General features: G+C 59.8%; 27 protein-coding genes and 7 tRNA genes. 10 read left to right on the plus strand and 24 right to left on the minus strand.

The window, feature by feature from the left end:
• Positions 1-18: 18 nt before the first annotated feature.
• Both R5R33_RS02790 and R5R33_RS02795 read right to left on the minus strand, forming a co-directional pair.
• A tRNA-Ser gene (locus tag R5R33_RS02790) sits at positions 19-106 on the minus strand.
• Between the two features lie 188 nt (positions 107-294).
• The gene (locus R5R33_RS02795) at positions 295-867 is read right to left on the minus strand and encodes a nitroreductase family protein (RefSeq protein ID WP_318954545.1); all 573 of its coding nucleotides are present in this window, start codon (positions 865-867) and stop codon (positions 295-297) included.
• 329 nt (positions 868-1,196) lie between these two features.
• On the opposite strand from R5R33_RS02795, the gene R5R33_RS02800 reads away from it, so the two are divergent.
• Positions 1,197-2,591 (plus strand): adenylate/guanylate cyclase domain-containing protein, encoded by a 1,395-nt coding sequence (locus R5R33_RS02800; RefSeq protein WP_318954546.1) that lies wholly within the window; start codon positions 1,197-1,199, stop codon positions 2,589-2,591.
• 67 nt (positions 2,592-2,658) lie between these two features.
• Here R5R33_RS02800 and queF read toward each other — a convergent pair whose 3' ends face one another.
• The 11 genes from queF to msrB all read right to left on the minus strand — a co-directional run bounded on the left by queF (position 2,659) and on the right by msrB (position 7,533).
• A complete protein-coding gene (queF, locus tag R5R33_RS02805) occupies positions 2,659-3,489 on the minus strand; it encodes an NADPH-dependent 7-cyano-7-deazaguanine reductase QueF (RefSeq protein WP_318954547.1) in 831 nt (276 codons plus the stop codon).
• A gap of 25 nt (positions 3,490-3,514) precedes the next feature.
• Positions 3,515-4,288: an ABC transporter permease gene (locus R5R33_RS02810; protein ID WP_318954548.1), complete on the minus strand. Its 774-nt coding sequence runs from the start codon at positions 4,286-4,288 to the stop codon at positions 3,515-3,517.
• Positions 4,285-5,235 carry an ABC transporter ATP-binding protein gene (locus tag R5R33_RS02815; protein WP_318954549.1) on the minus strand — a complete coding sequence of 317 codons (951 nt, stop codon included), beginning with the start codon at positions 5,233-5,235 and terminating at the stop codon, positions 4,285-4,287. The genes R5R33_RS02810 and R5R33_RS02815 overlap by 4 nt, the downstream gene beginning before the upstream one ends.
• Positions 5,236-5,375: 140 nt before the next feature.
• A tRNA-Gly gene (locus tag R5R33_RS02820) sits at positions 5,376-5,451 on the minus strand.
• Positions 5,452-5,492: 41 nt separating this feature from the next.
• Positions 5,493-5,568 (minus strand) — tRNA-Glu (locus tag R5R33_RS02825).
• Positions 5,569-5,684: 116 nt separating this feature from the next.
• Positions 5,685-5,760, minus strand: a tRNA-Gly gene (locus tag R5R33_RS02830).
• A 1-nt stretch (position 5,761) separates the two neighbouring features.
• Positions 5,762-5,837, minus strand: a tRNA-Glu gene (locus R5R33_RS02835).
• Positions 5,838-5,945: 108 nt separating this feature from the next.
• Positions 5,946-6,021: transfer RNA gene (locus tag R5R33_RS02840), tRNA-Gly, on the minus strand.
• A 1-nt stretch (position 6,022) separates the two neighbouring features.
• A tRNA-Glu gene (locus tag R5R33_RS02845) sits at positions 6,023-6,098 on the minus strand.
• A 232-nt stretch (positions 6,099-6,330) separates the two neighbouring features.
• On the minus strand, positions 6,331-7,092 hold the full coding sequence (locus R5R33_RS02850; protein WP_318954550.1) for a DUF1499 domain-containing protein: 762 nt from the start codon (positions 7,090-7,092) through the stop codon (positions 6,331-6,333).
• Positions 7,093-7,119: 27 nt separating this feature from the next.
• Positions 7,120-7,533: a peptide-methionine (R)-S-oxide reductase MsrB gene (gene msrB, locus R5R33_RS02855; RefSeq protein ID WP_318954551.1), complete on the minus strand. Its 414-nt coding sequence runs from the start codon at positions 7,531-7,533 to the stop codon at positions 7,120-7,122.
• A gap of 271 nt (positions 7,534-7,804) precedes the next feature.
• Here msrB and R5R33_RS02860 point away from each other — a divergent pair, with 271 nt between their 5' ends.
• Both R5R33_RS02860 and R5R33_RS02865 read left to right on the plus strand, forming a co-directional pair.
• Positions 7,805-9,019, plus strand: a complete 1,215-nt coding sequence (locus R5R33_RS02860; protein WP_318954552.1) for a pyridoxal phosphate-dependent aminotransferase — start codon at positions 7,805-7,807, stop codon at positions 9,017-9,019.
• Positions 9,020-9,051: 32 nt separating this feature from the next.
• Complete coding sequence (locus R5R33_RS02865; protein ID WP_318954553.1) at positions 9,052-9,447, plus strand: hypothetical protein; 396 nt, start codon at positions 9,052-9,054, stop codon at positions 9,445-9,447.
• A gap of 186 nt (positions 9,448-9,633) precedes the next feature.
• Here R5R33_RS02865 and R5R33_RS02870 read toward each other — a convergent pair whose 3' ends face one another.
• From R5R33_RS02870 to R5R33_RS02890, 5 genes are read right to left on the minus strand one after another with little or no spacing between them, the layout of a single operon-like run.
• On the minus strand, positions 9,634-10,572 hold the full coding sequence (locus tag R5R33_RS02870; protein ID WP_318954554.1) for a class I SAM-dependent methyltransferase: 939 nt from the start codon (positions 10,570-10,572) through the stop codon (positions 9,634-9,636).
• Complete coding sequence (locus R5R33_RS02875; protein WP_318954555.1) at positions 10,573-11,766, minus strand: ATP-NAD kinase family protein; 1,194 nt, start codon at positions 11,764-11,766, stop codon at positions 10,573-10,575. It lies immediately after the preceding gene.
• Positions 11,767-11,781: 15 nt separating this feature from the next.
• Positions 11,782-12,933, minus strand: coding sequence for a 4-phosphoerythronate dehydrogenase (locus tag R5R33_RS02880; protein ID WP_318954556.1), 1,152 nt, complete (start codon positions 12,931-12,933; stop codon positions 11,782-11,784).
• Positions 12,930-13,883, minus strand: coding sequence for a 5'-3' exonuclease (locus R5R33_RS02885; RefSeq protein WP_318954557.1), 954 nt, complete (start codon positions 13,881-13,883; stop codon positions 12,930-12,932). Before R5R33_RS02885 ends, R5R33_RS02880 begins: the two co-directional genes overlap by 4 nt.
• The gene (locus R5R33_RS02890) at positions 13,880-14,419 is read right to left on the minus strand and encodes an elongation factor P hydroxylase (protein ID WP_318954558.1); all 540 of its coding nucleotides are present in this window, start codon (positions 14,417-14,419) and stop codon (positions 13,880-13,882) included. Before R5R33_RS02890 ends, R5R33_RS02885 begins: the two co-directional genes overlap by 4 nt.
• A 540-nt stretch (positions 14,420-14,959) precedes the next feature.
• Between R5R33_RS02890 and R5R33_RS02895 the strand changes: the two genes are divergently transcribed.
• Positions 14,960-15,646 (plus strand): hypothetical protein, encoded by a 687-nt coding sequence (locus R5R33_RS02895; RefSeq protein ID WP_166215316.1) that lies wholly within the window; start codon positions 14,960-14,962, stop codon positions 15,644-15,646.
• A gap of 96 nt (positions 15,647-15,742) precedes the next feature.
• Here R5R33_RS02895 and tusA read toward each other — a convergent pair whose 3' ends face one another.
• From tusA to R5R33_RS02915, 4 genes are all read right to left on the minus strand, one after another.
• Positions 15,743-15,976: a sulfurtransferase TusA gene (gene tusA / locus R5R33_RS02900; protein WP_318954559.1), complete on the minus strand. Its 234-nt coding sequence runs from the start codon at positions 15,974-15,976 to the stop codon at positions 15,743-15,745.
• Positions 15,977-16,045: 69 nt separating this feature from the next.
• Positions 16,046-16,699, minus strand: a complete 654-nt coding sequence (locus R5R33_RS02905; protein WP_318954560.1) for an alpha/beta family hydrolase — start codon at positions 16,697-16,699, stop codon at positions 16,046-16,048.
• Positions 16,699-16,929 carry a YheU family protein gene (locus R5R33_RS02910; RefSeq protein WP_318954561.1) on the minus strand — a complete coding sequence of 77 codons (231 nt, stop codon included), beginning with the start codon at positions 16,927-16,929 and terminating at the stop codon, positions 16,699-16,701. Before R5R33_RS02910 ends, R5R33_RS02905 begins: the two co-directional genes overlap by 1 nt.
• A gap of 237 nt (positions 16,930-17,166) precedes the next feature.
• The gene (locus tag R5R33_RS02915; protein ID WP_318954562.1) at positions 17,167-17,997 is read right to left on the minus strand and encodes a class I SAM-dependent methyltransferase; all 831 of its coding nucleotides are present in this window, start codon (positions 17,995-17,997) and stop codon (positions 17,167-17,169) included.
• A gap of 224 nt (positions 17,998-18,221) precedes the next feature.
• On the opposite strand from R5R33_RS02915, the gene R5R33_RS02920 reads away from it, so the two are divergent.
• The 4 genes from R5R33_RS02920 to mnmC all read left to right on the plus strand — a co-directional run bounded on the left by R5R33_RS02920 (position 18,222) and on the right by mnmC (position 21,956).
• Positions 18,222-18,752, plus strand: coding sequence for a glycine cleavage system protein R (locus R5R33_RS02920; protein ID WP_318954563.1), 531 nt, complete (start codon positions 18,222-18,224; stop codon positions 18,750-18,752).
• Positions 18,753-18,858: 106 nt separating this feature from the next.
• Complete coding sequence (trmL, locus tag R5R33_RS02925; protein ID WP_318954564.1) at positions 18,859-19,323, plus strand: tRNA (uridine(34)/cytosine(34)/5-carboxymethylaminomethyluridine(34)-2'-O)-methyltransferase TrmL; 465 nt, start codon at positions 18,859-18,861, stop codon at positions 19,321-19,323.
• Between the two features lie 53 nt (positions 19,324-19,376).
• Complete coding sequence (fldB, locus tag R5R33_RS02930) at positions 19,377-19,898, plus strand: flavodoxin FldB (protein WP_318954565.1); 522 nt, start codon at positions 19,377-19,379, stop codon at positions 19,896-19,898.
• A gap of 12 nt (positions 19,899-19,910) precedes the next feature.
• A complete protein-coding gene (gene mnmC, locus R5R33_RS02935; RefSeq protein ID WP_318954566.1) occupies positions 19,911-21,956 on the plus strand; it encodes a bifunctional tRNA (5-methylaminomethyl-2-thiouridine)(34)-methyltransferase MnmD/FAD-dependent 5-carboxymethylaminomethyl-2-thiouridine(34) oxidoreductase MnmC in 2,046 nt (681 codons plus the stop codon).
• 165 nt (positions 21,957-22,121) lie between these two features.
• Here the strand turns inward: mnmC and R5R33_RS02940 are convergent, their stop codons facing one another.
• Entirely contained in the window at positions 22,122-22,748 is a 627-nt protein-coding gene (locus R5R33_RS02940; protein ID WP_318954567.1) for a DUF502 domain-containing protein, read from the minus strand.
• A 51-nt stretch (positions 22,749-22,799) separates the two neighbouring features.
• Between R5R33_RS02940 and R5R33_RS02945 the strand changes: the two genes are divergently transcribed.
• Positions 22,800-23,582: a glutaminyl-peptide cyclotransferase gene (locus R5R33_RS02945; RefSeq protein WP_318954568.1), complete on the plus strand. Its 783-nt coding sequence runs from the start codon at positions 22,800-22,802 to the stop codon at positions 23,580-23,582.
• A 56-nt stretch (positions 23,583-23,638) separates the two neighbouring features.
• Here the strand turns inward: R5R33_RS02945 and R5R33_RS02950 are convergent, their stop codons facing one another.
• The gene (locus tag R5R33_RS02950) at positions 23,639-24,064 is read right to left on the minus strand and encodes a hypothetical protein (protein ID WP_318954569.1); all 426 of its coding nucleotides are present in this window, start codon (positions 24,062-24,064) and stop codon (positions 23,639-23,641) included.
• Positions 24,065-24,297: 233 nt separating this feature from the next.
• On the opposite strand from R5R33_RS02950, the gene recQ reads away from it, so the two are divergent.
• On the plus strand, positions 24,298-26,190 hold the full coding sequence (gene recQ, locus R5R33_RS02955; RefSeq protein ID WP_318954570.1) for a DNA helicase RecQ: 1,893 nt from the start codon (positions 24,298-24,300) through the stop codon (positions 26,188-26,190).
• The last annotated feature ends 24 nt before the right edge of the window (positions 26,191-26,214 follow it).

Here is a 26,214-nt window from a genome sequence, read left to right on the forward strand (position 1 = left end):
GCCGGGCTCTTCGTTTAATGGCGGTGAGGGAGGGATTCGAACCCTCGATACCTTTCGATATACACACTTTCCAGGCGTGCTCCTTCGACCACTCGGACACCTCACCAAATTGTATGCGTTGTCACGGTTTGTTTAGCGAGCTTACCGTCCGCACGCTAGCGGGCTCGTCGGCATTTTTGCCTTGCTAATCAGTAACATAGCGCCCCGATCAGCGAGCGCGCACTTTACAAAAAGGCGGCGGCTGGTGCAAGCCTATTTTGAAAAAAAACCTGCCACTCACCAAGCCGCTAGCGATCACTGCCCCTGCCAGTCGGCAAAAAAATCGCTCACCGCAAGCGCTGGCGCGGGGCGCGGCGTTTTTTGCGGGGTGCCCATATAGATGAAGCCGCTGATCTCTTCGTTGTCCGCCAGACCGAGGGCGCGCGCGACCTGGCGGTTTTCGGCAAGCTCGCCGGTGCGCCAGTAAGCACCCACCCCTTCGGCGAAGGCGGCGGTGAGCATGGCCTGCACGGCGCCGGCGGTGGACATGCGCTGTTCGCTCTGCGGGACCTTGGGGTGCTCCTGCAGGCGGGTGATGGCCACAAGGATCAGGGGCGCGCGCAGCGGCATGGCCAGGAAGCGCTCACGCTGGGCATCACTCAACGGCTCGCCCTCGGTGTCGCCGCTCTCGCTGGCGTCGAGGTAGATCTCCCCCAGGCGGTTGCGGGCCTCGCCTTCCACCACCAGAAAACGCCAGGGGCGCAGATTGCCGTGGTCGGCGGCGCGCAGCGCGGCGCGGAAGATGTTGTCGCGCTGCGCGCTAGAGGGGGCGGGATCGGTGAGTACACCGACGGATACCCGATTGTGCAATGCTTCCAGCGCGTCCATGGTTGCCTCCTGATTCTGGCACGGTATTGGCGCCGAAACTCTGGGTGTCGGGCCGTGAAAGGTGTGGGAGTTTACCCCAAGGCGCGGAGATTCCGATGCCAGACGAATACTCAATTTTAGGAACTTGTCCCTATTGACCGTCGCTTTCCGGGGTGCCAGAGGGTAAACTTTGCGCCTGTCCGTGATCCACCCCTCGAAATGGCGACCACAGCGCCTAATGTAACGTCGGGGGGTGCGCTGCATCGAGCCAGCTGGCTGGTCAGCAAGAAAAAAAGACTAAAGACTCCCGGACGACTCAAACCCAGCTATCAAAATAAGACCAAGCGTTCATGCAGAATCCGCCAGAAGAAACCAGCGGCCGCCAGACGGAATCCAGGTATCCGCTCTATTTCCGTGCCCTGATCTGCTTCGCGGCTTCAGGGACCTTACTGAACAGTATCAACTGGTCCGCTGTCTTTTCCCAGAACACGCTGTTACAACTCGCCATGGCCGCCCTGCTGCTGGGCTATATTCCTGTTGCCTACCAGATCGCTCGCCGCAGCGACCCGGACAACAGCGACGTCGTGCGTCGCTGGCTCGCGTTTACCGATGCGTTGCTGATCGGCATGGCGATGGCCATGTCCAACTTCAATCTTCTGCCCAGCCTGCTGTTCCTTACCATGATCCAGTTCAACGCCCTAACCCAGGGCGGTGGGCGCAGCTGGTTTGAGCACAATACGGCAATGCTGCTGGGCGTGGCCATCGGCTATCTGATTCACCGTCCGGCACTGGTAGTGAATGCTGACCTGAATATCAGCGCCGCCAGCCTGATCGGTGTTTTTACCTATTTCTGCTGCTACGCCTTTTACACCCACAACCAGATCGCGCGACTGAAGGCGGACAGCCAGCAATTGCAACAGGAACAGCGCGCCGCCAACCTGGCCAGTTACAAACTGTCCCGCTACCTGCCCAAGCGCCTGTGGCGGGCAGTGACCACTGGCAAGGAAAAGGAAATTGTCACCGAGCGCAAGCTGCTGACGGTGTTCTTTTCCGATATCAAGGATTTCAGCCAGCTCACCGAAGAGATGGAGGCGGAGACCCTCACCCGCCTGCTGAACAACTACCTGACCGAAATGTCACGCATCGTCGCCCACTACGGCGGCACCATCGACAAGTTCATCGGTGACGCGGTGATGGTGGTGTTCGGGGACGATCAGAGCAAAGGGCCAAAATCCGATGCCCTGCGCTGCGTGGCCATGGCGCTGGCGATGCGCAAGCGGGTGCGGGAAATGATGCAGGAGTGGTACGACCAGGGTATTTCCCACCCGCTGCAGATCCGCATTGGTATCAACACCGGCTACTGCACCGTGGGGGTTTTCGGCACCGCCGACTACCACACCTATACGGTGATGGGTACCCATGTGAACCTGGCGGCGCGACTGGAAAGCGCGGCGGAGCCGGGCGAGATCCTAATCAGCCATGAAACCTGGTCGATGATCAAACAGACGGTGATGTGCCGCGACAAGGGGCATGTGAGCGTTAAGGGCTTCAGCACCCCGGTGAAGGTCTACTCGGTGACCGACCTGCGCAAGAATCTCGGCGGCCAGCTGAGCTATCTCGAAGAGCACGCACCGGGATTTGCCATGCACCTGGATCTGGACAAGATCCGCAATTACGACAAGGAAAAAGTCATGCAGGCGCTGCAAACCGCGCAGGCACGCCTGAAGAGCAAAGTCATTATCTGACGCGTATAAAGCGCCCCCCACTATCACGGGGCGCTTGTCGCACCCCGTTACCTCCCAAACCCCACACTTACTGCCGGGCAAAACGCCCGGGAAATACGATTTCGCCGGTTGAGGTGCGCAGTGGATTGATATCCAGGCCACCGCGGCGGGTATACCGCGCGCAAACGGTGAGCTTTTCAAATTCTGCCAGCTTCTGCAGATCGCAGTAGATGCGCTCCACGCAGTGCTCATGGAAGTCCTGGTGCTCGCGGAAGGAGATGATGTAGGCCAGCAGCGCCGCACGCTTCAGCGCGGGGCCACGGTACTCGATCACCACTGTGGCCCAGTCCGGCTGGCCGGTTACCGGGCAGTTGCTGCGCAGCAGATGGCTGTAAAGCACCTCCTCTGCCACCTCGCCGCTCTCTTCCAGTTTGAGCAATGCTGCATCCGGCTGATAGGTGCGCGCCTCGATATCGAGCCCGTCCAGACAAACGCCGGTCGGCCTGTGCACGTCGAGCGCGACATCCTCCACATCGAACAGGGTCACGGCCACGTCGCTGCCCGCCGCTGAACTCAAATCCCGCTCAAGCGTTGCCTGTACTGCATCCCTGGACGGGAACTCGGTCTGGTTGTAGGAGTTCAGATACAGCTTGAAGGATTTGGACTCGATCATCGCCGGGCTCGAAGCCGCAAAGCGGAAGCGAACCACCGCCACCTGTGGCACCCCCTTTGGATTCAACCAGGAAAGTTCAAATCCCCACCATTCGTCCGCACCCGAGAATGGTAGCGCCTGCCCCTCCAGCCCCAGCTGCGCGCGGGAAACCGAGCGCGGGATCGGGTGCAGCAGCTTGGGGTTGTAGCTGGATTCATAGCGGGTTTCCTGCCCCAGGGGGAGGTTTTGCCAGTCTTCTCGATTCATGCAACGTTAACTCAGTCGAACAATTTCAGTGGCGCAGGCGCTTACCGTGACGCATCAGATACAGGGACCAGGCAGACAGCAGTGCGATAAACACCAGCACGCCGGCAAAAGCCCAGCCCACATTGATATCGGAAACACCCAACACGCCATAGCGGAAAGCGTTGACCATATAAAGAATGGGATTCAGCTTTGACAGTCCCTGCCAGAACGGCGACAGCAGCTCGATGGAATAAAACACCCCGCCCAGATAGGTCAGCGGCGTAAGCACAAAGGTTGGAATGATGGATATGTCATCGAAGCTGTTGGCATAGATGGCATTGATAAACCCCGCAAGGGAAAACAGCACCGAAGTCAGGAACACGATCAGGATCGTCAGCCCAATATGCTGTACCGTCAATGAGGTGAAAATCAGCGCGATCACGGTAACGATCAGCCCCACGATCAACCCGCGGGCCACACCACCCAGCACATAACCGGCCATCACCACCCAGTTAGGCGTCGGCGACACCAGTAGTTCCTCGACATTGCGCTGGAATTTGGCACTGTAAAACGACGACACCACATTCGCGTAGGAGTTGGTGATCACCGACATCATGATCAACCCGGGCACCACGAACTCCATGTAGGAGTAGCCGCCCATATCGCCGATACGGCTGCCGATCAGCGAGCCGAAGATCACGAAATACAGTGACATGGTGATCACCGGCGGCACCAGGGTCTGTGGCCAGATACGCGTGAAGCGCCGCACCTCGCGGCGGAAAATCGTCGAGAAGGAAGTCCAGATCAGTTGCGGGCTCACGACTTCACCTCCTTGCCGGCAGTTTCCTGCACCTTGTTCTGTGCCAACAGGGAAACAAACAGTTCTTCCAGGCGGTTGGCGCGATTGCGCATGCTGGTCACGGAAATATTCTGCGCACTCAGGTGTGCAAACAGGTCGGACAGGCTCTGCCCCTTCTCCACCGTCACTTCCACGCTGTGTTCGTCCAGCAGTCGCCCCACGAAATCGCCGAAATCTGGCGCCTCGAGCAGGGTTTCGCGACAGTCGAGAATAAACACCTCCCTGCTCAGGGTCTTGATCAGGGACTTGATGGAAGTGTTTTCAATAATGTCGCCCTTGTCGATGATGGCGATATTGCGGCACAGGCTCTCCGCCTCTTCCAGGTAGTGGGTGGTGAGAATGATGGTAGTACCCTGGGCGTTGATCTCCTGCAGGAACTCCCACATGGAGCGGCGCAGTTCGATATCCACACCGGCAGTGGGCTCATCGAGAATCAGCAGGCGCGGCTCGTGAATCAGCGCACGGGCGATCATCAGCCGCCGCTTCATACCGCCGGAGAGCATCCGCGCCTGGGAATCGCGCTTGTCCCACAGGCCCAGCTTGCGCAGGTACTTCTCAGTGCGCTCTTCCGCCAGTGCGCGCGGCATACCGTAAAAGCCGCCCTGGGTGCAGACGATGTCGAACACCTTTTCAAACTGGCTGAAATTGAATTCCTGCGGCACTACACCGAGCATCTGCTTGGCTGCCGGAAAATCCCGGTCGATGTCGATACCGAAGATCGACACCTCACCGCCGGTCTTGCGCACCAGTGAGCAAAGAATACCGATGGTAGTGGACTTGCCGGCGCCGTTCGGTCCCAGCAGAGCAAAGAAATCACCCGGCTGCACCTCAAAGCTGATGCCCTTCAGCGCCCGAAAGCCGTTGTCGTAGGTTTTTTCAAGATTTTTGATGGAGAGCGCAGCAGTCATGGAGCCTCCTGAAATGGGTGACGTTATTCAACGCCCATATCCTGCAGATTTCAACGGCAGGCCATATTCACAGCACCCTGACGGTACCCTCAATGGTCAACCGGTAAAAAAAAAAGCCGCTCATTGAGCGGCTTTGAAATTGGAGCGGGAAACCGGGTTCGAACCGGCGACCTCAACCTTGGCAAGGTTGCGCTCTACCAACTGAGCTATTCCCGCTTTTTTCTGTCACCAGAACCGCATGTGCAGCCCCGATAAAATGGCATCCCCAAGGGGAGTCGAACCCCTGTTACCGCCGTGAAAGGGCGGTGTCCTAGGCCTCTAGACGATGGGGACAGAAACTTTGCTTCAATTTGGTATTTGAAGCATCCGGCCTGTCAGACCGGCTTGGCGAAACAACGACTGCCCCACCGGCTCACCCGCACCCTAGAGTGGTGCGCCTGAGCGAAATTTGGAGCGGGAAACCGGGTTCGAACCGGCGACCTCAACCTTGGCAAGGTTGCGCTCTACCAACTGAGCTATTCCCGCATGGCATCCCCAAGGGGAGTCGAACCCCTGTTACCGCCGTGAAAGGGCGGTGTCCTAGGCCTCTAGACGATGGGGACAGAATTTGCTTCAACTTCCTGAAGCATCCGACCTGTCGATCGGCTTGGCGAAACATAACTGTTTTACCGGCTCAACCGCACTCTAGAGTGGTGCGCCTGAACAAAAATTGGAGCGGGAAACCGGGTTCGAACCGGCGACCTCAACCTTGGCAAGGTTGCGCTCTACCAACTGAGCTATTCCCGCGTGGCATCCCCAAGGGGAGTCGAACCCCTGTTACCGCCGTGAAAGGGCGGTGTCCTAGGCCTCTAGACGATGGGGACCCAGAATCCTTCTCGGCAATCGTCGCTGCGTTTCCGCGAGCGCCCAGTGCGTCGAAGTGGGGCGGATTCTATGGACCCCCCCGAAGACTGTCAACACTTCGCTGCAAAAAAATTTAAGAATTTTCCCTTTGCATACAGACACTTACCGAAATCCCGCAACAATACGAGACAAACAGGTCAAACTTAGACAACCGGCAATTGATATTTGTTGCGCCAACAGGCGGCTAGCTGGTCAGCGCCGTTCCGTCCTCCTGCGCATCTGATGCAGAAAAGTACGGATGCGCTCGCCGTTGCTGCCAAGATCGAAGGTCCTGGCACGGGACGCAGAACGCACATCCACTTTTACACCATCTCCCTCTTTCTTCACCCGCACCACCACATCTTCGGTAAACCCAAGCACCGGCGTGCGCGCCACGGCCTCTATACGCCCCTGATTGGGACTCTTCGCCACCACCCGCCAGCCGAGCTTCTGCGCCACCTCAGCAGCCAGCTCGGTGGCCTCGGCCACAGTCATCTTGAGCGGCAGCGGCTGGATATCCTGGTACAGCGGTGAGTTGCGCTGCTGACTGGCCACTTCGGCGCCGGCGTAGTCCGGGCTGTTATCGCCCGGGCCGCGCAGGGACAGAATCGCCTCGAACGCCGGTGGGTCCTGCAGATCGGTGGAGATATCGTGGATGGGCGGGGCGCGGAAATTGTGCTCTCCCACCACAAACAACGGGATTGCCACCGGAATCGCCCCCAGGACCGCGGCCCACAGGGCGGCGCTGCGCGCCTCCGGGTGACGTTTTACCAAGCCCCAGATAAACACCAGGATCGAAATCAGCGCCACCACCACCGCAGCCAGCCCGGCGTACTTGAACACCTCAAAGGCCGTCATATAGTGGAGCAGCCCTAACCTGACCGCCGTCACCGCCAGCGCAATGATTGCAAGCAGCAGCCACTGAATACGGTACAGCCACCGGCTCCAGTGGCGTTTTCGGCCTGATCGGATCATCGGAGCCCTCCGGTCATTTTCTAGAGGTCACTCTTTGTCGGCGCCCTCCTCTCGTTCGGGATCGTGCTGTACCGACAGTGAATTAACACAATAGCGCAGCCCCGTGGCAGTCGGCCCATCCGGAAATACATGCCCCAGGTGGCAGCCGCAATTGGCACACAGGATCTCTACACGCTGCATACCGAAACTGTAATCCTGCTGCTCCGCCACCACGCCGGCCTTGGCCTCGGCGTCGAAGCTCGGCCATCCACAACCGGATTCGAACTTGGATTCCGAGTCAAACAGCACCTCACCGCAACAGCGGCAGCGGTACAGGCCATCCTCGAAGTGTGCCCAGTACTCGCCGGAAAATGGCCGCTCAGTCCCCCCTTCCCGGCAAACGTGAAATTCTTCCGGTGTCAGGCGTTCGCGCCAGTAGTTATCGTCTTTTTCTTTTGACATACTGTAGTTCCTTTTTTCGCCAGACAAGTCAGTATCCAGCGGCATTATCCTGCCCGGCAAAACGCTTAGCGGCAGCATCGCAATTATCCACGGTGCCAGCCCCATCGCGCCCGGTTCATCAAACCAGTTCACGATGGCCCAACCCGCCCCGCAACAGTTAGCGCAGCCTACAAGAAACCCGGGCGCAGGTTGGAAAAATTTGCCCACAAGATTGTCTCCCGCAGACACTCTTCCACCAACATCAGTTGAAGGCTCTACGAAGTACGCAGCAATGAAGGATATTCACAAGTCGGAAAAACTCCATGGCGTCTGTTACGAAATCCGCGGTCCGGTCATGGAACAGGCATCGCGCATGGAGGAAGAAGGCCACCGGATCATGAAGCTGAACATCGGCAATCCGGCCCCGTTCGGTTTTGACGCGCCGGACGAAATTTTGCAGGACGTGATCTATAACCTGTCCCAGGCACAGGGCTATGTGGAATCCAAGGGCTTGTTTGCGGCGCGCAAGGCGATCATGCACGAGTGCCAGAACCTGGGTGTACCCGGTGTCGACATCGACGATATCTACCTGGGCAATGGCGTCTCCGAGCTGATCTCCATGTCCACCCAGGCGCTGCTGAACAACGGCGATGAGATGCTGTTGCCGATGCCCAACTACCCGCTGTGGATGGCCGCCACCAACCTGACCGGTGCCAAACCGGTACTTTACCGCTGCGACGAACAGGCGGGCTGGCTGCCGGATATCGAAGACATCAAATCCAAGATCACCCCCCGCACCCGCGGCATTGTGGTGATCAACCCGAACAACCCCACCGGTGCGGTCTATCCGAAAGAGCTGCTGGAGCAGATCGTCGAGGTCGCGCGCCAGCACAACCTGGTGATTTTTGCCGACGAGATTTACAGCAAGATCCTGTACGACGATGCGGTATTCACCCCCATGGGCTCCCTCGCCCACGATGTGCTGTGCCTGAGTTTCAACGGCCTGTCCAAATCCTACCGCCTCGCGGGCTTCCGCTCTGGCTGGATGATAATAAGCGGGGCCAAGCACCGCGCGCGCGGTTTTATCGAGGGCATGGATATCCTTTCCTCCATGCGTCTGTGCGGCAACGTGCCGGCGATGTTTGCGGTGCAGACGGCTCTCGGCGGCTACCAGAGCATCAACGACCTGGTACTACCCGGCGGCCGCCTGCGCAAGCAGCGGGACCTGGCCTGGCAGATGCTGAACGACATCCCCGGTGTCAGCTGCGTTAAGCCCCAGGGCGCAATTTACATGTTCCCGCGCATCGACCTGGACCGTCACAAGATCGAGAACGATGAGAAATTCGTGCTCGACTTCCTGCGTCAGGAAAAAATCCTGCTGGTTCAGGGCAGCGCCTTTCACTGGGATGCGCCGGACCACCTGCGCATTGTGTTCCTGCCCCGTCTAGATGACCTGGGCCACGCGATTGATCGGCTGGGCAACTTCTTAGAGCGTTACACGGGTTAACAACAAACAGGTTAGGAATCATCAGACGATCTATGCTGGACGATCTGCATATTCACGATTTTTACCGCGATGCGGGGCGGATTCTGCTGGCACTATTCCAGCAGTTTCCGGCCCCGGCCACGATATATGTGGAAGACATCGCCGGCCCCGATACCCCGGACGAATTCGGCCTCCACTCCCACCGCCACCTCGCCTGCCTGGGTGCGATGACCTGGCTCATGCAATGCGGCTACATCCATTTTTCCCAGCTGGTGCGCCAGGAAGCCATTGAAGACGCGACGCTTTCCCACCGGAGTTTTCTAGTGCTGGTCAGTCGCGGGGAGGATGGGGTCAGCAATGCGGAAAAATTGGACCAAATAGTGCGCGGAGGGTCTTCACCTCAGCTGGAAGAGCTGATGGTGGGGCTGATGCGGCACCTCGAAGTCTGAATTCTGGTGGCTTGAAAAATTGATGGTTTCGAAGTGAGCGCGCGATGCGAAGGCTAAGTGCTGGGTGCGGGTTTTCAGGATCGTCGGCAACAGGGATGTTGCCGACGAAGCGTACAGGAACGTATTCACAGCGGTCCTGAAAACCCGCACCCAGTGCTTTGCCGCCACTAAACCATCTACGAAGCCCTACGAGGCTCGACGAAACCTCACGTGCAACATCTTCAATGCTGCATCCGGATCACTATCCGGAAAGTCCGGGTTCTGCGGCAACCGCTCAACTACCGAATAACCGGGATTCGCTGCAGTAATCAGCTCCCGGAAATCCGCCTCACTGATCCGGGGCGAGTTTACTACCAGCAACAAATCCGCCTCATCCGCCAAACAAGCCGGCAACAGCTCCAACTGGCGGGCGTAGTTCTCCCCCACGTCAAAACTGCCCTTCTGGAATGTGGGTGGATCAACCACCGCCAACTGGAAAGGCCCTCGACGGTCAAAACTCCGGAAATCCCGCAGCGCATCTTTGGCCAGAAAACTGATGCCCTTCAGAGGTAATCCATTCGCGCGATGATTGGCCTCGCCGCGTCTCAGCACACCCTTGTTGAGGTCTACATTAAGTACCCCCAACTCACCGGCCGCGCGCGCTACCACAGAGAACGCACAGGTAAACGCAAACAGGTTCAACAGCTTGAGATTGTCCACCTGCCCCGCCCTCTCCCGCACTTGCTGTTCCAGCCAGCGGCGCCCGGGTTCAATGTCGAGAAAGAACCCCACATTCTGACGATCAAAGGTCAGCGGAATTTCGAGATCGCCACGCCTGGCTACCGGTGACTCCACCGGCGCGCCCGCCTGCCACACAATCGGCGCACCGCGCTCGTAGCGCCGCTGCACCGCCACGCCGGTGTAACCGAGCGGCTCAGAGAGTGCCCACAGCGAAGCCACCAGACCTTCCTCATCTTCACAGGCATCAAACAGCGTCACCAGAAGGGCTGGCTGATAACTGTCTACGCAGATGCTCTCAAAGCCTGGGTAGCAGCGCCCGCGACCGTGAAACAGACGGCGGCTGTCGCTAAGGTTTTCTTCCAGTTTGCCGCGTACAACCTGCAGCAACGGTTCCCAATCCATCATTTACTCGCCTGTATTCTGTACTGCCGGGACTTCGCCGCTGCCATCGCCAGACAGGGGGTAGAGAATCTCATCGCGGTAGCCGGTCACCACCCGCACAAAGCCACTCCAGGCTTCATCCAGAGAAGGTTCGCCGCTGTCGATCAGCAGCGGGCGCCCGCCCAGTTCGGTGATCTTGGTTTTGGTGGCGATCACTATCAGGTTCTCGCGGCCAACCGCGCGCAGTACCCGCGGGCTCAGTTGCTGGTTGCCGCGCCCGATCAGGTGGCCCTGGCCACCGATGGCAGTGAGGATGATTTTGATCGGGACATGGGGCTGTGCTGCGCGGTGCTCCGCGATGGCCGTTTCGATCGCTGGTGCGCTCACATCAGCGGCCATCAAACCACCCTCGTGCCACAGGTCCACCCCCAACAGCGTGCCGTCTTCTCCCAGCTCGGAAAGTACCGCCAGAGTGGTGGAGCCAGGGCCAAAAATACAGAGTGTTTCCGGCGCCAGATGATTAATTTCCTCTACCACCTGCGCGGCAATGTCGGCCACCGCCAGCTCTTCCACTTCACGTCCGGCATTTTTCACCGCCTGCAGGAAATGCCCCTCTTCCGGCACCAGCAACTCACCGTAGTAACGGGTGCTGACACGGCCTTCGCGGAAGGAGTTTTCGTCGATGTCACGCACTTCACGCTGGTGCAGGTCGACAAGCTCACCCGCCATCAACCGACGCAGTACTTCGCCGCCCGCCTTGGGGGAAATGGCAAAGCACGCGGAGTGCATTTTGACTCCGGCCGGAATACCGAGCACCGGGAAGGCGTCGCCGAGGGCGTTGACCATATTGCGGGCGGTACCGTCGCCGCCGGCGAATACAATCAGGTCGGCACCGGCATCACGGATAGCGCGTGCGGCGGCCTCACTGTCTTCCGGTGTGGATCGCTCGCCCTGCGCCTCACCGGCCAGCACAACATTGAATCCCAGCTCGCGTGCGAGGTTTTCCCCCATATCGCCGGCGAAGGTCACCAGCTCCAGTTGTGCAGCATAGGGTTTGAGCGCTTCCAGAGCGATGGCCACGCGCTTGTGCGACTGCGGCTGGATACCCGCCGCCAGTGCGCGTTCGACAGTTTCCGCTCCGTCACTGCCTTTTAGGCCCGCGGGGCCGCCGATACCGGCCCAGGGGTTGATGATGAGTCCGAGTTTCTTCAGTTTCACTATTTGGCCTGATACTTAGTTGAGCCCGAGAATCGCAAGCTGGTGAAGGGTCGCCTCGTCCAGTTGCGGCGCCTGTACCTGGTAATGGGAAAATTCCAGGCGCTGCGGGTAGTGTTTGCGCAGCGTGTCGAAGGATTTCGCCATCGTTTCCCCACCCGCGGCCGCCACCATAGCGGCGTCCCGCAGCCTGCGATCGTCTTCTCTCGGGTCGTAAATTTTTAGCAGCAGCTCGCGGATAGCGACGAAGCCGGATTGCTCGGTGGCAACCCGCTGTTTCACCTCAGCGCCACTGTCCTGCTGCTCTGTTTCCGGCAATTCGAGTGCGCGGTTAAGCGCGTCGCGGATCATGCGTGTGCCCGCCAGCTTGCCGTCGTGGCTGTAGCCAGCGATATGTGGGCTGCCCAGATCCACTTTTGCCAGTAGATCGGTGCGGATATCTGGTTCGTTTTCCCATACATCGAGCGCCGCGGTAAACCCGGGGGTTTGCTCGAGACACTCAAGACATTGGAGCAGTGCGCCGTTGTCGATAACCGCTCCACGCCCGGCACTGATCAGCACCGCGCCGGGCTTGATGGTCGCGAGCGCCACCGCATCGATCATATGGTGACTGGGGTGCGGCCCGTCTTTAACCAGTGGCACGTGCAGGCAAATCACGTCCTGCTGCAACACACTGGGCAAATCGCTGCTGTCGGGGTTATCGGCAAGCCAGGGATCGTAGATCTTGCAGGGGATATCGAGGGCATGGAGCCTGCGCTGCAGCAGGCCGCCCACGTTGCCGCAGCCGACAATACCGAAGCTGCGGGTGCGCCAGTCGATATCCAGCGCGGCGAGCGTACAGAATACGTATTCCACCACCGAATTGGCGTTACAGCCCGGTGCGGCGCTCCAGGCAATACCCTGCGATTCCAGCCAGGGAATATCCAGGTGATCGGTACCGATGGTGCAGCTGCCGACAAACCGCACTGGGGTATCCCGCAGCAACGTCTCATTCACTTCGGTGACGGAGCGCACCAGCAGCACATCGGCCATTGCCAGCTGCGCCCGCGACAAATTGCGCCCGGGGACCCTGGTAATATTCCCGAGATCACCAAACCAGGTTTCCAGACCCGGAATATTTTCGTCGGCGACGATGTTGAGCGGTGTCTCTACCTTCCTGTCACTGTTCATTGGGATGCGGACTCCATGTGCGCGCGCTCTCGGTGTGCGCCATCGGTATAAGTGTGGCTATCGGCCATAAGGGTGAGAGTACGGCGTATTTTGTTGGCGAGACCGCCAATGCCGAACTCCTCCGCCAATGCAACGGCAAACTCCGGCTCCACCGTTTTGCGGGCCAGGCCGCTAAAGTCGGTACTGAGGGGCACGTCGTATTCCAGCCGCGCCAGTTGCAGCGCCATGCGGATCTGGCCCGCATGGCTGGCAATTTTTTCCGCGATGCCTTTTGCCCCTCGCAGTTTAAGGTCCGCGATCTGATCCACATTGGCGATCAACGCTTCCACATCGGCAAACGCCGCCAGCAGCTTTGCCGCAGTCTTGGCGCCGATTCCAGGCACGCCGGGAATATCGTCGATACTGTCGCCCACCAGCGCGAGATAATCCGCGATCTGTGCGGGCTCCACGCCAAATTTCTGGCGAATGCTGTCCCGCTCCAGGGTCTGGTTCGCGGCGAAGTCCCACAGACTGGCGGCGCCCCGGTCCAGCAGTTGCCCCAGGTCCTTGTCACGGGTAACGATCACCGGTGCCCGCTGGTGAGCATCACACAGCCGGGTAAGCGTCGCCAGGATATCGTCCGCTTCGAAGCGCTCGCTGGCGAAACTCGCGATCCCGAGCGCCTCCGCCATCTCCCGGCAGGCGGTCAGCTGATAGGCGAGCGCCTCATCCGGCAGTGCGCGGCTGCATTTGTAGTCTGGATAGATCTCGTTGCGAAAACAGTTGCCGAGGGATTCATCGAAGGCGCAGGCAATATGACTGGGATTGCGGGCGAGGAGATCCAGCAGGAAATTGCTGAAACCATATACCGCCTCGGTACTGTAACCGGCGCGACTCTCCCAGTTCGGCGGCAGCGCGAAGTAGTAGCGAAAGATATAGACCGACGCGTCTACCAGGTAGATCTCGCTCACCCGAGCTCCTCCAGCCTGTAGTGCTCTGCTAATAGAGGATCAGGCTGCGCAAAGGCGCTGGCGAGTGCAAGGGCAAACCGATAGGCCCGGGGATTCACGCCCTCGCGGCAGTAACGCTGCACCTGCCGCCAGATATTGCGCTTGAATGCGTCACTGGGCCCCAGACCCGCGTCGAGATTGTCGGCACTGACGCGGAACTTGAGGCCGCTGGCGCGGGCAAAGATCCACTCCAGCGCCTGCGGTTTAACTTCCACCACCTCAAACTCCACCTGCTGCGCGGCCGAGCGGCCATCCGGTGCGTACCAGTACCCATAATCGGGCAACTCGCGGCGCTCGGCCCCGGCGACACACCAGTGTGCGGTCTCATGCAGGGCGCTGGCGGGGTAGTCGCGGGTGAACTCCACCTGGTGCCAGTGCGCACCATTTTCCGACGCGGGACGGTAATAGGGTTCCGCATGCCCACCCACCAGGCGTGTATTCAGCCCCGCTGGCGAAGAAAAGCAATGATCAAAGACCGCGACTATTCGTTCAGTCACAGTGGCTGGCGGCGCAATACGCACGGCCTCACCAAGTGCTGCAGACTGGTATGAAACTTGCTGGTTTTGAATGTCTACCGGAGAAAGGTGTGACAACAGCGACTCCTGTGCCTGAACCTGTAATTGGCGCGGACTATAACAGCGAGCGCGAGGGGATCAAGGCCAGGCCTCTGGGGACAATATGTCCAATTCGGTGACGATGCGGACAACCCCCGCCAGCACTAGCGTTTACAAAGATAAAAAGGAGGAAATTCCAGACAAAGAACCCGTTTCCGCTGGTTGTATTTCCGCGGATCAGAATATACCTTTGAACTCAGGGATACCGGAAACCTGCTGCCGCTCAGCGCGACCCTCACAGGGGCTTTGAGTGGTTGTTTTCGGTTGCGGTACCGGCTTCCCAGGGAGGCAAAAAAGGCGCTCCCGGAGTCAGGATTCGGCGATTGGTCGCCCGGCCTTCGCTCGGTATCTCTACGCCGGTTGCACTTAATAAGTAGTACAAGACCTTCCCGCCCTACTACCGGCCCTGCAAGGAGGTGCTCTATGACCGACCACCGCAACAGCAACGTGGTTGACCTCTTCACCGGCAAGCCTATCGAAACTTCAGAGAGTCGGCGGTTTATTCGCCTATCTCCGGAGCTGGATGGCTTGGAAATGCTCTACTCCAACAATTCCAGTGGAACTGATCTCTACAGCCTGAAAATCCTTTGCTGGGGCCTGCGTGCCAATGGCGAGGTCGTCGGGCTGGTTCCCTGGTTGAACTCCATTACGGCCTGCCCGGATATCCAGGATCCCCTGGACGGCCGGTTTGAAGGCTACTACGACCCGGGAATCGAGGAAATTTTCCACGAGCCCCCCATCCACAAAATCGTCGAGCTGGAGACTGCGGCGGAATACTTCGAGTTCGAAAGCAATCAGGCGGATGAGGTTGTGCAGGAGATCCCCGATACCATTGGTACCCACGCGGTATTCATGGATGCGGACCGGGAGAACCTGACCCTTTCCGAAGTCGTGAGCTGGCGGCTGTTCGCCAGCGGTGAGATCCACGGCATGCTGATTGATCACAGCAGTGTAGAGACAACGCCGGTTCTTCCCGGGGACGACTGCCTGTACTCGGCCCAAGAGTCGGAGTGTTTCCGATACTTCTTCCAACACCACATCGCCAACAAGATCAAATCCGAGGACCCGGAGGCCCTCGCTGCGATCGCGGCGCTAGTCACATCGCCCTGAACACTTCCCTCAATTCCAGATAACACAAGGGCGACCAGTGGTCGCCCTTGTTGTTTATAAAACGTTGTCTAGGAACATGGTGGTCGGATCAAAAAATCACTCGTCGGCCTTTTTAATCCAGTAAACAAATTCATCGTTCTCCTCCGCATGCTTCACCAGCTCGTAGCCGAGAAACTGGCAGAACTTGGGTACATCTCGCTGGGTGGAGGGGTCGGTGGCGAACATCTGCAAAACCTCACCCGCGGCGACTTTACGCACCGCCGAGTGGAGCATCATGACAGGTTCCGGGCACAGCAGGCCGCGGGCATCTAGGGTGTGATCTGATTTCATGGAGCTATTGTCGGAGATTTGACCAGAGGCGTCACCTACAAAAAGTGAGCGGATAGCGCACTTGGCAGGCTAACCAGCCGCACACATAAACGCCGCCGCCCGTTCCGCCGCTGTCTGCCAGTGGTGCTGCTGGGTATGGCCACTGGATTTGCGCGGCTTGAAATCGTGATCGCCATCTTCTAGCCACAAAAGCCTAATCTCAGAAGAAAGCCCATAGCCTTCCACTTCCGGGCGATCCCCCAGCTTGTCCCGAGTACCCTGCACAATCAGTGTGGGACAATCGAGGCTCTGGAGATGCTCAGTGCGCAGACTCTCCGGCTTGCCCGGCGGATGAAACGGATAGCCCAGACAAACCGCCCCGGCCACCTTCCCGGCCCGAACATTTTCCGCGACCAGCATACTCGCCACCCGACCGCCCATGGACTTGCCGCCAACGAACAACCGCGCCCCGGGAAATACCTCACCGGCACGATCAATCTGCGCCTGAAACGCCTCCAGCAACACATCCATCTTGTTCGGCGGCCTACGCTTGCCGGTTTCCCTCCGCTCCGCCATATACGGAAACTCAAACCGGATTACCCCCACGCCGCGCTCCGCCAGCATCCCCGCAAGCGCCTGCATAAAGTCACTATCCATCGGCGCACCTGCGCCGTGGGCGAACAGAAACCAGCACTTGGGCGTATCTTGCGGCCGATCCACCAGCCAACCGTCCACTTCAGCCATCAGTAATCGCCATCCTTGGGAATATCCTCGGCGAGAACCAGATTCACCGACTCCTCTCCCGGCTCAAACCAGATAACCACGGTCTTGTTTTCCAGTTGACGCCGCAGGCTGGCGACCTTGCTCTCCAGACTCACCTCCTGCTCACCGTAGTCGGTGCCATCGCGGGTGGCGTATTCCTCCAACAGGTTTTGCAGGGTTTCAGGGTCTAGCTGTTGATGGGGAATAATCATTTCACTCTCACTACGCGTGAATGTATTAAAGCTTACGAAGCACATGGCTTGAATTGAAGGACAGGTGGCGGGGATTCGTTTTCGAAAGCGTCGCAAACAGGGATGTATTTAAGGGGGGCGCCTAGCCCGGTTTCGCAAATACATCCCCAGCGCGCTACCGCCACCGAACTCGAAAAGAACCACCAACAAAAATGCCCCGGGGTCACCGGGGCATTTTAACTTCGCAAAAATAAATTATCAGGACTTCGGCTTGCGGAACCGCAAAGTCATACGATCACTTTCACCGATCGCCAGGTACTTGTCCTTATCCTCATCCCCCAAACGCAGGGACGGCGGCAGCGTCCATACACCTTTCGCGTAATCCGCCGAATCTTTCGGGTTTGCATTGATCTCACTGGATTCCTCCAGCACAAACCCGGCATTCTTCGCCAGCTCAATCACATATTCCTGGGTCACATACCCGCTCTTGCCCATACCCTCGCGAGTGGTACCCGGCTTCGCCCGGTGCTCAACCACCCCCAGCACACCGCCCGGTTTCAGCGCATCGTAAAACGCCTTGAAGGCCGCCTGCTCGTTATTGCCACCCATCCAGTTGTGCACATTGCGGAACGTCACCACCACATCCGCTGAACCCGCCGGCGCAATCTCACTATCGCCACCCGGAACAAACTCCGTCAGCTTAACCGCACCATAGGTGTCCTTGTCCGCCGCCAACATCTCCTCGAACTTGGCCCGGGAATTCTTGTAATAGCCCACCTCGGTCGCCTTCGGGAAATGCGCCGCATACAGCGTGCCCTCATCCTTCAGCATCGGCGCCAGGATCTCGGTGTACCAGCCGCCGCCCGGCCAGATTTCCACCACCGTCATATTCGGCTCAATCTGGAAAAATGTCAGCGTCTCAGCCGGGTGGCGGTATTTGTCCCGCGCCACATTTGCCGGCGTGCGCTGATCCCCCTTGAGTGCGCTGTCGAGCGCCTTGTGCTGCGTGTCTGCGTTAACCGCGCCGGCAAAAGTCGCCGCGCAGGCAACGCCCGCCAGCCACAGTGCAATGTTCTTGGGGTATCTCATCGGGTGTCTCCTTTTGAGAGGCTGTCTGGGCATGTTAGGAATTATTTTTCGCGAATACGGATTCAACACCGCCAATCCACCCTTGTAAAGGCCTCGACCAAGCCGTCCCGACTCCCCATGCCCAGGTTTGAGAATTTTGCCCACGCGGCGTCACACTGGCTACAATTCAGCTCAGCAATGAGGTACCGCACTACAATTCAGAAACACCAATAAGGATATCCCCCATGCAGCAACACCTTGTCATATCCATTATCAGCGATGACAAACCTGGCGTAGTGGAAATGCTCTCCGCCGCGGTAGCGGAAAATGGCGGTAACTGGGAAGACAGCCGCATGGCCCACTTTGCCGGCAAATTCGCCGGTATCCTGCGGGTCAGCGTGGCGGCAGAAGACAGTGGGCGACTCAAGGAAGCATTGAAAGGCCTCACCGGTGCCGACTTCAAACTGCAGGTGGAGGACGCCCTCGCCGTCGCCGCAGACAGTCGCCAGACCTTGCAGCTCAAATTGGTGGGCAATGACCGCCCGGGGATCGTCAAGGAGATCTCCCGCGCCCTCGCCGCCCGCAGGATCAACGTGGAAACCCTGGACACCCGCTACGGCAGCACCCCCTGGAGCGGCGAGCCACTGTTCACCGCTGAGTGCACCATCAGCGTGGCGGAAGACATCGACCTCGACGGCCTCTACGACGAACTGGATGAGATTGCCGACGAACTCGGAGTCGAGATCGACTGCGAAGAGACCTCCTCCGCGCTATAATCCCCGCCCTTCGCGGCCCATCTGGTCAATTATCGACCTGGGCCGCCTGTCTGACCGCCCCCAGTGGGGCATTCATGGTCGAACCCGATCCGTCCAAGTTGTAGCCATGTTCAAAATAGTGCTCTACCAGCCCGAAATTGCCCCCAACACCGGCAATATCATCCGTCTGTGCGCCAATACCGGCGCCGAACTGCACCTGATCGAACCCCTCGGCTTCGATATGGACGACAAGCGCCTGCGTCGCGCCGGACTCGACTATGCCGAGTACAGCCGCGTCGTGCGCCACCGGGACTGGCAGGCATTTGTGGAATCCGAGCAGCCTGCGCGGGTACTGGCACTGTCCACCAAAGGCAGCCGCGCCCATTCGGAGATCGAGTTCCGCGACGGCGACGCCATCGTCTTCGGCCCCGAAACCCGCGGCCTGCCCGCGGAATTCCTGGCCATGACCGGCAGCGAACACACCCTGCGCATCCCCATGTGCGCCAACAGCCGCAGCATCAATCTCTCCAATGCGGCGGCAATTGTGATTTACGAGGCCTGGCGACAGCTGGGTTACAAAGGCGCGATTTGATCGCCAGATACTTTATTTTTTGGGATTAATCCCACAGAACTCTGACCGGAACCATGCGCGCACCCATCGGACTTTTTTACGGCTCCAGCACCTGTTACACCGAAATGGCGGCGGAAAAAATCCGCGATCGCATCGGCGAGGATTGGATCGACATCCACAACGTGGCAGATGAAGACATCACCCAGATACAGGAATACGACTTCCTGATCCTGGGTATTCCCACCTGGGACTACGGCGAACTGCAGGAAGACTGGGAAAACTGCTGGGACCAGCTGGCGACGCTCGATCTCGGCGGCAAGACCATTGCGATCTACGGCCTCGGCGACCAAGCCGGCTACCCCCAGTGGTACCAGGACGCCCTCGGCTACCTGCACGCCCAGGTACTAGCCCTGGGCGCCAAAGCGGTGGGCTACTGGCCCGTGGAAGGCTACGAATTCGAGGAGTCCAAGGGGCTGACCGCGGACGGCAAATACTTTGTCGGCCTCGCCCTTGATGAGGAAAACGAATTCGACAAAAGCGACGAACGCCTCGACCAGTGGTGCGCGCAGATCATGCGCGAATTTGGCCTGCGCTGAACGGTTGTCGCCATGTCTGAACAGGAAAAAAAGCCGGTCAAGCTGGCGCAGCTCGAATGGCGGGACAATGGCCAGCCGGTGTCCTCCGCCTTCGACGACATTTACTTCTCCACCGCCTCCGGCCTCGAAGAAACCCGCCACGTATTCCTCGCCCACAACCACCTGAATGAGCGCTGGGCGAATCTCGCGGACGGCGCCACCTTTACCATCGGTGAAACCGGCTTTGGCACCGGCCTGAATTTCCTCGCCGCCTGGCAACTGTGGCAGCAGTGCGCCCCCGCATCGGCCCAGCTGCATTTTGTCAGCGTGGAAAAATTTCCCCTGCACCCCCAGGATCTCCGCCGCGCACTGGCGCTGTGGCCGGAATTGCGTGAATTCAGCGCACAGCTGATTGCCCAGTACCCGACCTACCTGGCCCCCGGTGTACACCGGCTGAATTTTGCCGGCAATGTGCACCTGACCCTGATCATCGACGAGGCGAGCCGCGGCTTCGAAAGCGTGCAACTGGATGATCCGCAAAGAGACAGTACGGTAAATGCCTGGTTTCTGGACGGCTTCGCCCCGTCAAAAAACCCGGAGATGTGGAGCGACGAACTGTTCCAGGCCATCGCCCATCTCAGCGCAGCAGACTGCACATTTGCCACCTTTACCTGCGCAGGTATCGTCAAACGAGGTCTGAAGGCGGTCGGATTCGAACTGGAAAAAGTGCCGGGATTTGGCCACAAGCGGGAAATGCTGCGCGGCCAATTTGCAGCGGAGACACCCGCCGGGCAGCGCCCCCACCAGGCAACGCCCTGGCACCTGCCCGCTCCCGCCGGACAGGTACCAACCACCATCGCCGTGATCGGCGCGGGCATCGCCGGTGCCACTGCCGCGCGTGCGCTGGCGGAGCGCAATTTCCGGGTCACCGTGTTCGAACAGGGGGAAGAACCCGGCAGCGGCGCCTCCGGTAACGACCAGGGAATTCTCTACGCGAAGCTCTCGCCCAAACCGGGACCCAACGGTGACTTCAACCTGCTGGCACTGCAGTTTGCGCAGCGTTTCTACACCGCTCGCTGCGCCGACGCGATCCATTTCGACGGCCTGCTGCAACTGGCGGAGACGGAAAAAGAACAACAGCTGCAGCAGCATGTGGTGGACCATCTGGGACTGGATGCCGACGCCCTGCTCGCACAACCCGTGTCCGCACCGCACGCGAGCGAGCTGGCGGGTGTCGCTCTCGCCATGCCCGGGCTCTACTTCCCCGATGCCGGCTGGCTGCGCCCCAAACAGGTGTGCCGCAGCCTGCTGCAGCACACGAACATCCACTTCCGGCCCGGCACGCAGGTTTGCAGCTTGCGGCAATCCGGCGAGCGCTGGGCGCTGGAAACAGACAGAGACGGTGCTAGCGAATCGCAAATGTTTGACGCGGTGATCCTGTGCAGCGCCAATTTCAATCGGCAATTCCCTCACACTGCACCACTGCCACTGCAGCCAATCCGAGGCCAGGTCTCTTTCGCCGAAGCGACACCGCCATCGCGAGCACTGAAAATCGCCCTCTGCGGCGAAGGCTATATCGCCCCCGCGGCCCCGGTATCAGGCACAGATGAAAAGCAGCAACACAGCTTTGGCGCGACCTTCAAACTGAAGCAGACGGATACCGAAATCCGCGAGGAAGAACACGAGGAGAACCTCGAAACCCTGGCTTCTCTGTTGCCAGAGATTGCGGAATCCTTCCGCCATCAGTCACTGCGCGGCCGCGCCGCACTGCGCGCGGCCACCCCCGACTACCTGCCCATGGCCGGCCCGGTCGCGGAGTGGGATCAGTTGGAAAATAGCTACGGCGCGCTGCGCAAGAATCGCAAGCAATTGATTGACCGTCGCACGCCGTACCAGCAAAACCTGTACGTACTTGCCGGGCTCGGATCGCGCGGATTTGCCTACGCGCCGCTCGCTGCGGAGGTGCTGGCGGCGTGGATCAGCCAAGAGGTGATGCCAGTATCGGCAGATCTGGTGAAGGCTCTGCACCCAATGCGCTTTGCCATACGGAACTTGGGAAAGAACAGAGCAGCTCACTGAATAGTGCGGAAAACTTGACGCGAAGGGGAAGTGCTGGGTATCCGTTTTTAGAAGCGTCGGCGACAGGGACGTCGCCGACGCAGCGTACAAGGACGTATTCACAGCGGTTCTAAAAACGGATTCCTAGTGCTTTCCCGCCACCAGGCTTTCTAGAACCCAAAGGACTCAGGAATCCACGGAAGCAGGTGCCTGCAACAGGGCACCGCTACCGGAGCCACAGGACACAATGGATTTCATCGCCGCCTCCACGGTCACGTGCGGAAGAATCTCCACACACTCCGGCGGCAGGTGGTACACAAATCCGGAAGTCGGCACCGGCGCCGTCGGCACATACACGGTGAAATCGCCATTCGGATGCTGCGAGGTCACGATCGCCGTCACCGACAGCGGATTATCCGCCCCGTGAATCCGCGCCCTTGCCACCGGCCCCGACAGCACCCCTTCACTGCCCGCACCGCCGATAAACTGCAGTACCACGTCCTTGATGGTGCTGTACCCCGGCGCCAGCCTGCCCAGCCAGTGGTCCAGATGCCGGTGCATCCAGCGCCCCACACTGGTTTTAACCAGCAGGCCAATCACAAAACACAGGCCGAGAATCAGCGCTAGGACGATCAGGCGCGCAAAGTTATCCTTGAAATCCGTATGAGCCTGCATCCACTCCGTGGCCGGTGCCACCAGCTCACTGATCTGGCCGAACAGCCACTGAAACAGCAGGATGAAAATGGCAATGGGCAACACCACCGCCAGGCCACCGAGCAATGTCAAAGTGACAAATGCCTTTATTCTGGTCATAAACTACTGTACCGATAAAAAACGATTAAACAGGGACACGCTCAGTCAACCATGAAATCCGCCATTACCGCACTGCTGTCGCTGCTGGTTTTCCCTCTGGCCGGGCTCGCCGCGGCAAAGCCGGCCCCGCTGCAACTCGACTACCAGCTGCTCGACAGCAAAACCCGCCCCGCGGATCACTTTACCCAGGGGCTGTATTTTGACGGCGAGCGCTGGCTGGAAAGCAGCGGGCTCTACGGCCGTTCATGGCTGGCGGAGTATACCGACCCGGGCGCCAATCCCGTAAGACGCAAATGGCTGGCGGGGAATCGCTTTGCGGAGGGACTCGCAGTTTTCGGCGAGCGCCTGTACCTGCTCACCTACCGCGCGGGTGAGGTGCAGATCTATCGCCGGGGAGATTTTTCGCTGGAGAAGGTACTGAACTACAGCGGCGAAGGCTGGGGTCTCACCAGCGACGACAAACAGCTGATCATGAGCAATGGCAGCGACACCCTCACCTTCCGCGATCCGGAAACCTTTGCCATTACCCGCAAGCTTCAGGTGCGAGGCGGTGGCGAAAACTGGACGCGGCTGAATGAACTGGAATACGCCAACGGCCTCATCTGGGCCAATATCTGGCAGGATCCGAGGGTTATTGCCATTGATCCGCTGAGCGGTGAAGTGAAGGGGGTTCTGGATCTGGCGGCATTGCGCCGGGACAGCGCGATGGATGAGTGGAACGTCGATGCGGTGGCCAACGGTATCGCCTGGGACCAGGCCCGCAACGGGCTCTGGGTGACGGGAAAATACTGGCCCAAGCTCTATCTGATCCGCCCGCAGGGGCTCGGTTTCTGAGCCGCGGCGCAGTCCATACGCCGTGTCAGTCGCCGCGCCGTCGATGGCACCGCTAATCAGTGGCGATAGTAATCAATCACCGTGAGGAAGCCGCCGCTGCGCATGGACTCCAGCGCGGCGCCCTGTAGCTGCAGACGGTAACCACGCTGCTGGCGCTCCAGGGTCACACCGTCGGCCCCTTCCGCTCCGTCAAACAGCATTGCGTGCTGGCCACTGGCGGCGCGCCACTGCACCCCTTCTACATTGCGCATGCCCGGCAGTTCAATGGTGACCGCTAGCAGGTCCGCCGGCAGCTCGCGCATTTCCATACGGGCGATGCCGCTGGAGGTGGCCAGTGAATAGTTGAGCTGGTGTTCCGGCGCCGGCTTCCAGCCGAGGTGGGTGTCCGCCACCGCGGACTGGGCGAGATTGCGGGGATTGAGAGAATTGCCGCTGTTTGTGGCGCAGCCCGCAACCCAGATCAGTGCACAGGAGATCAGCACACGGACCCAAATTGAAGATGATGTTGATGTGGTGGATGACGTCACTGTCTTGGCGCGCATAGCTTTATCCCTGTCTATGTCTGCGGTGGAGGGATTATAGACCAGTATCACACTCCCTGAAGAAAACAGGCGCCATCGCCGGGCGAATTAGCGCAATCGGGCGTCAACAATTCGACCCCAGACAGCCAGATACGGTTCACACCCCACCGAGGGCAAACGGTATACTGCCGCCCATGACAGAATCACACTCGTTTTCCGGCACAGACGCCGGGATTTCAGCACCGCAGCCCGCCGCGGGCAGCCCCCATTTCATTCTCGAGCATACCTTCGGCTACACCGGATTCCGCGGTGACCAGGAAGCCATTATCAGCACCCTGGTGGCCGGTGACGATGCGCTGGTGCTGATGCCCACCGGCGGCGGCAAATCCTTGTGTTACCAGATCCCGGCGCTGGCGCGCCCCGGATGCGGAATTGTGATTTCACCTCTGATCGCGCTGATGCAGGATCAGGTCGAAGCCCTGCGGGCGGCCGGCGTGGCGGCGGCGTTCCTGAACTCCTCCCTCGGTTTCGACGAAGCCCAGCAGATCGAAAACCGGCTGCTCGGTGGCGAGCTGGAGCTGCTGTACCTGGCCCCGGAACGACTGCTTCAGCCGCGTACGCTGGATCTTCTGCAGCGCGCCAACATATCCCTGTTCGCCATCGACGAGGCCCACTGTGTCAGCCAGTGGGGGCACGACTTCCGCGCCGACTACCTGCAGCTGTCCTGCCTGCACCAGCGCTTCCCCCACGTTCCCCGGGTCGCCCTTACCGCCACCGCAGACCAACGCACCCGCCGCGAGATCGCCCAGCGGCTGGACCTGGAAAACGCGCGGCATTTCGTCAGCAGCTTCGACCGCCCCAATATCCAGTACCGCATCGCGCCCAAGGACAATCCCAAGCGGCAGCTGCTGCAGTTCCTCAACAGCGAGCAACAGGGCAGCGCCGGTGTGGTTTACTGCCTCTCCCGCGGCAAGGTGGAGTCCACCGCGGAATGGCTACAGCAGCTGGGGTTCAATGCCCTGCCCTATCACGCGGGCCTGCCGGCGCCGCTGCGCGCGGAACACCAGCGCCGCTTCCTGCGGGAAGACGGCGTGATCATGGTGGCCACCATCGCCTTCGGTATGGGAATCGACAAACCCGACGTGCGCTTTGTCGCCCACCTGGATCTGCCCAAGAGTATCGAGGCGTATTACCAGGAGACCGGGCGCGCCGGCCGCGACGGCGAACCCGCCACCGCGCTGCTGCTGTATGGCCTGGAAGATGTGGTGAAGCTCAGCCAGATGGCCGCCACGTCCGAGGGCAGCGAGGAACACAAGCGTCAGGAGCGCCAGCGGCTCGACGCCATGCTGGGGCTGTGCGAGATCACCAGCTGTCGGCGCCGGGCGCTGCTGCGCTACTTCGAGGAGGAGCTGGCGGCGGACTGCGGCAACTGTGACACCTGCCTGGAACCACCCGCCACCTGGGATGCCACCGAGCCCGCGCGCAAGCTGATGTCGGGGATTTACCGCAGTGGCCAGCGCTTTGGCGCCGCCCATGTGATCGATATATTGCGGGGCGCGGATACCGAGAAGGTCCGCCAGTTCGGTCACGACAAGCTGTCCACTTACGGTATCGGCGCGGACATGAGCGCCAACGAATGGCGCGCGATCATCCGCCAACTGGTGGTGCGCGGTTACCTGCGGGTCAACGCCGAGGCATTCAATGCGCTGCAACTGACCGAGCAGTGCCGAACTGTGCTGCGCGGTGAGGAAAGCGTGCAACTCCGCACCCTGCCCAAAGCCGCCCCGGCCAAGGCCACCAGGCGGGATAGCGGTGCTGGCGAAGCCCGCGCAGAAATTTCCGCCACAGACCAACCGCTGTGGGATGCACTGCGCGCCCTGAGAAAGTCCCTCGCCGAGGAGCGCGGCGTCCCCCCCTATGTGGTATTCCACGATGCCACACTGCGGGAAATGCTCAGCGCCCGCCCGCGCAATGCCGCAGAGATGCTGGCCATCTCCGGTATCGGCGACAGCAAACTGGCGAAATTCGGCGAGCCCTTCCTGGCGTTACTGCGGGAGTTTGACGCCGAATACAGTTCGGGCGACTGACGAGATTCCAGGTACCTCGCCATC

Source organism: Microbulbifer pacificus (assembly GCF_033723955.1).
Taxonomy (GTDB): domain Bacteria; phylum Pseudomonadota; class Gammaproteobacteria; order Pseudomonadales; family Cellvibrionaceae; genus Microbulbifer; species Microbulbifer pacificus.

What these genes read in the sequence shown, in the direction of transcription:
- R5R33_RS02795 (WP_318954545.1), bottom strand. Translation starts at nt 867, where the DNA reads ATGGACGCGCTGGAAGCATTGCACAATCGGGTATCCGTCGGTGTACTC.
- R5R33_RS02800 (WP_318954546.1), top strand. Translation starts at nt 1,197, where the DNA reads ATGCAGAATCCGCCAGAAGAAACCAGCGGCCGCCAGACGGAATCCAGG.
- queF (WP_318954547.1), bottom strand. Translation starts at nt 3,489, where the DNA reads ATGAATCGAGAAGACTGGCAAAACCTCCCCCTGGGGCAGGAAACCCGC.
- R5R33_RS02815 (WP_318954549.1), bottom strand. Translation starts at nt 5,235, where the DNA reads ATGACTGCTGCGCTCTCCATCAAAAATCTTGAAAAAACCTACGACAAC.
- R5R33_RS02850 (WP_318954550.1), bottom strand. Translation starts at nt 7,092, where the DNA reads ATGATCCGATCAGGCCGAAAACGCCACTGGAGCCGGTGGCTGTACCGT.
- msrB (WP_318954551.1), bottom strand. Translation starts at nt 7,533, where the DNA reads ATGTCAAAAGAAAAAGACGATAACTACTGGCGCGAACGCCTGACACCG.
- R5R33_RS02860 (WP_318954552.1), top strand. Translation starts at nt 7,805, where the DNA reads ATGAAGGATATTCACAAGTCGGAAAAACTCCATGGCGTCTGTTACGAA.
- R5R33_RS02865 (WP_318954553.1), top strand. Translation starts at nt 9,052, where the DNA reads ATGCTGGACGATCTGCATATTCACGATTTTTACCGCGATGCGGGGCGG.
- R5R33_RS02870 (WP_318954554.1), bottom strand. Translation starts at nt 10,572, where the DNA reads ATGATGGATTGGGAACCGTTGCTGCAGGTTGTACGCGGCAAACTGGAA.
- R5R33_RS02880 (WP_318954556.1), bottom strand. Translation starts at nt 12,933, where the DNA reads ATGAACAGTGACAGGAAGGTAGAGACACCGCTCAACATCGTCGCCGAC.
- R5R33_RS02895 (WP_166215316.1), top strand. Translation starts at nt 14,960, where the DNA reads ATGACCGACCACCGCAACAGCAACGTGGTTGACCTCTTCACCGGCAAG.
- tusA (WP_318954559.1), bottom strand. Translation starts at nt 15,976, where the DNA reads ATGAAATCAGATCACACCCTAGATGCCCGCGGCCTGCTGTGCCCGGAA.
- R5R33_RS02905 (WP_318954560.1), bottom strand. Translation starts at nt 16,699, where the DNA reads ATGGCTGAAGTGGACGGTTGGCTGGTGGATCGGCCGCAAGATACGCCC.
- R5R33_RS02910 (WP_318954561.1), bottom strand. Translation starts at nt 16,929, where the DNA reads ATGATTATTCCCCATCAACAGCTAGACCCTGAAACCCTGCAAAACCTG.
- R5R33_RS02915 (WP_318954562.1), bottom strand. Translation starts at nt 17,997, where the DNA reads ATGAGATACCCCAAGAACATTGCACTGTGGCTGGCGGGCGTTGCCTGC.
- R5R33_RS02920 (WP_318954563.1), top strand. Translation starts at nt 18,222, where the DNA reads ATGCAGCAACACCTTGTCATATCCATTATCAGCGATGACAAACCTGGC.
- trmL (WP_318954564.1), top strand. Translation starts at nt 18,859, where the DNA reads ATGTTCAAAATAGTGCTCTACCAGCCCGAAATTGCCCCCAACACCGGC.
- fldB (WP_318954565.1), top strand. Translation starts at nt 19,377, where the DNA reads ATGCGCGCACCCATCGGACTTTTTTACGGCTCCAGCACCTGTTACACC.
- mnmC (WP_318954566.1), top strand. Translation starts at nt 19,911, where the DNA reads ATGTCTGAACAGGAAAAAAAGCCGGTCAAGCTGGCGCAGCTCGAATGG.
- R5R33_RS02940 (WP_318954567.1), bottom strand. Translation starts at nt 22,748, where the DNA reads ATGACCAGAATAAAGGCATTTGTCACTTTGACATTGCTCGGTGGCCTG.
- R5R33_RS02945 (WP_318954568.1), top strand. Translation starts at nt 22,800, where the DNA reads ATGAAATCCGCCATTACCGCACTGCTGTCGCTGCTGGTTTTCCCTCTG.
- recQ (WP_318954570.1), top strand. Translation starts at nt 24,298, where the DNA reads ATGACAGAATCACACTCGTTTTCCGGCACAGACGCCGGGATTTCAGCA.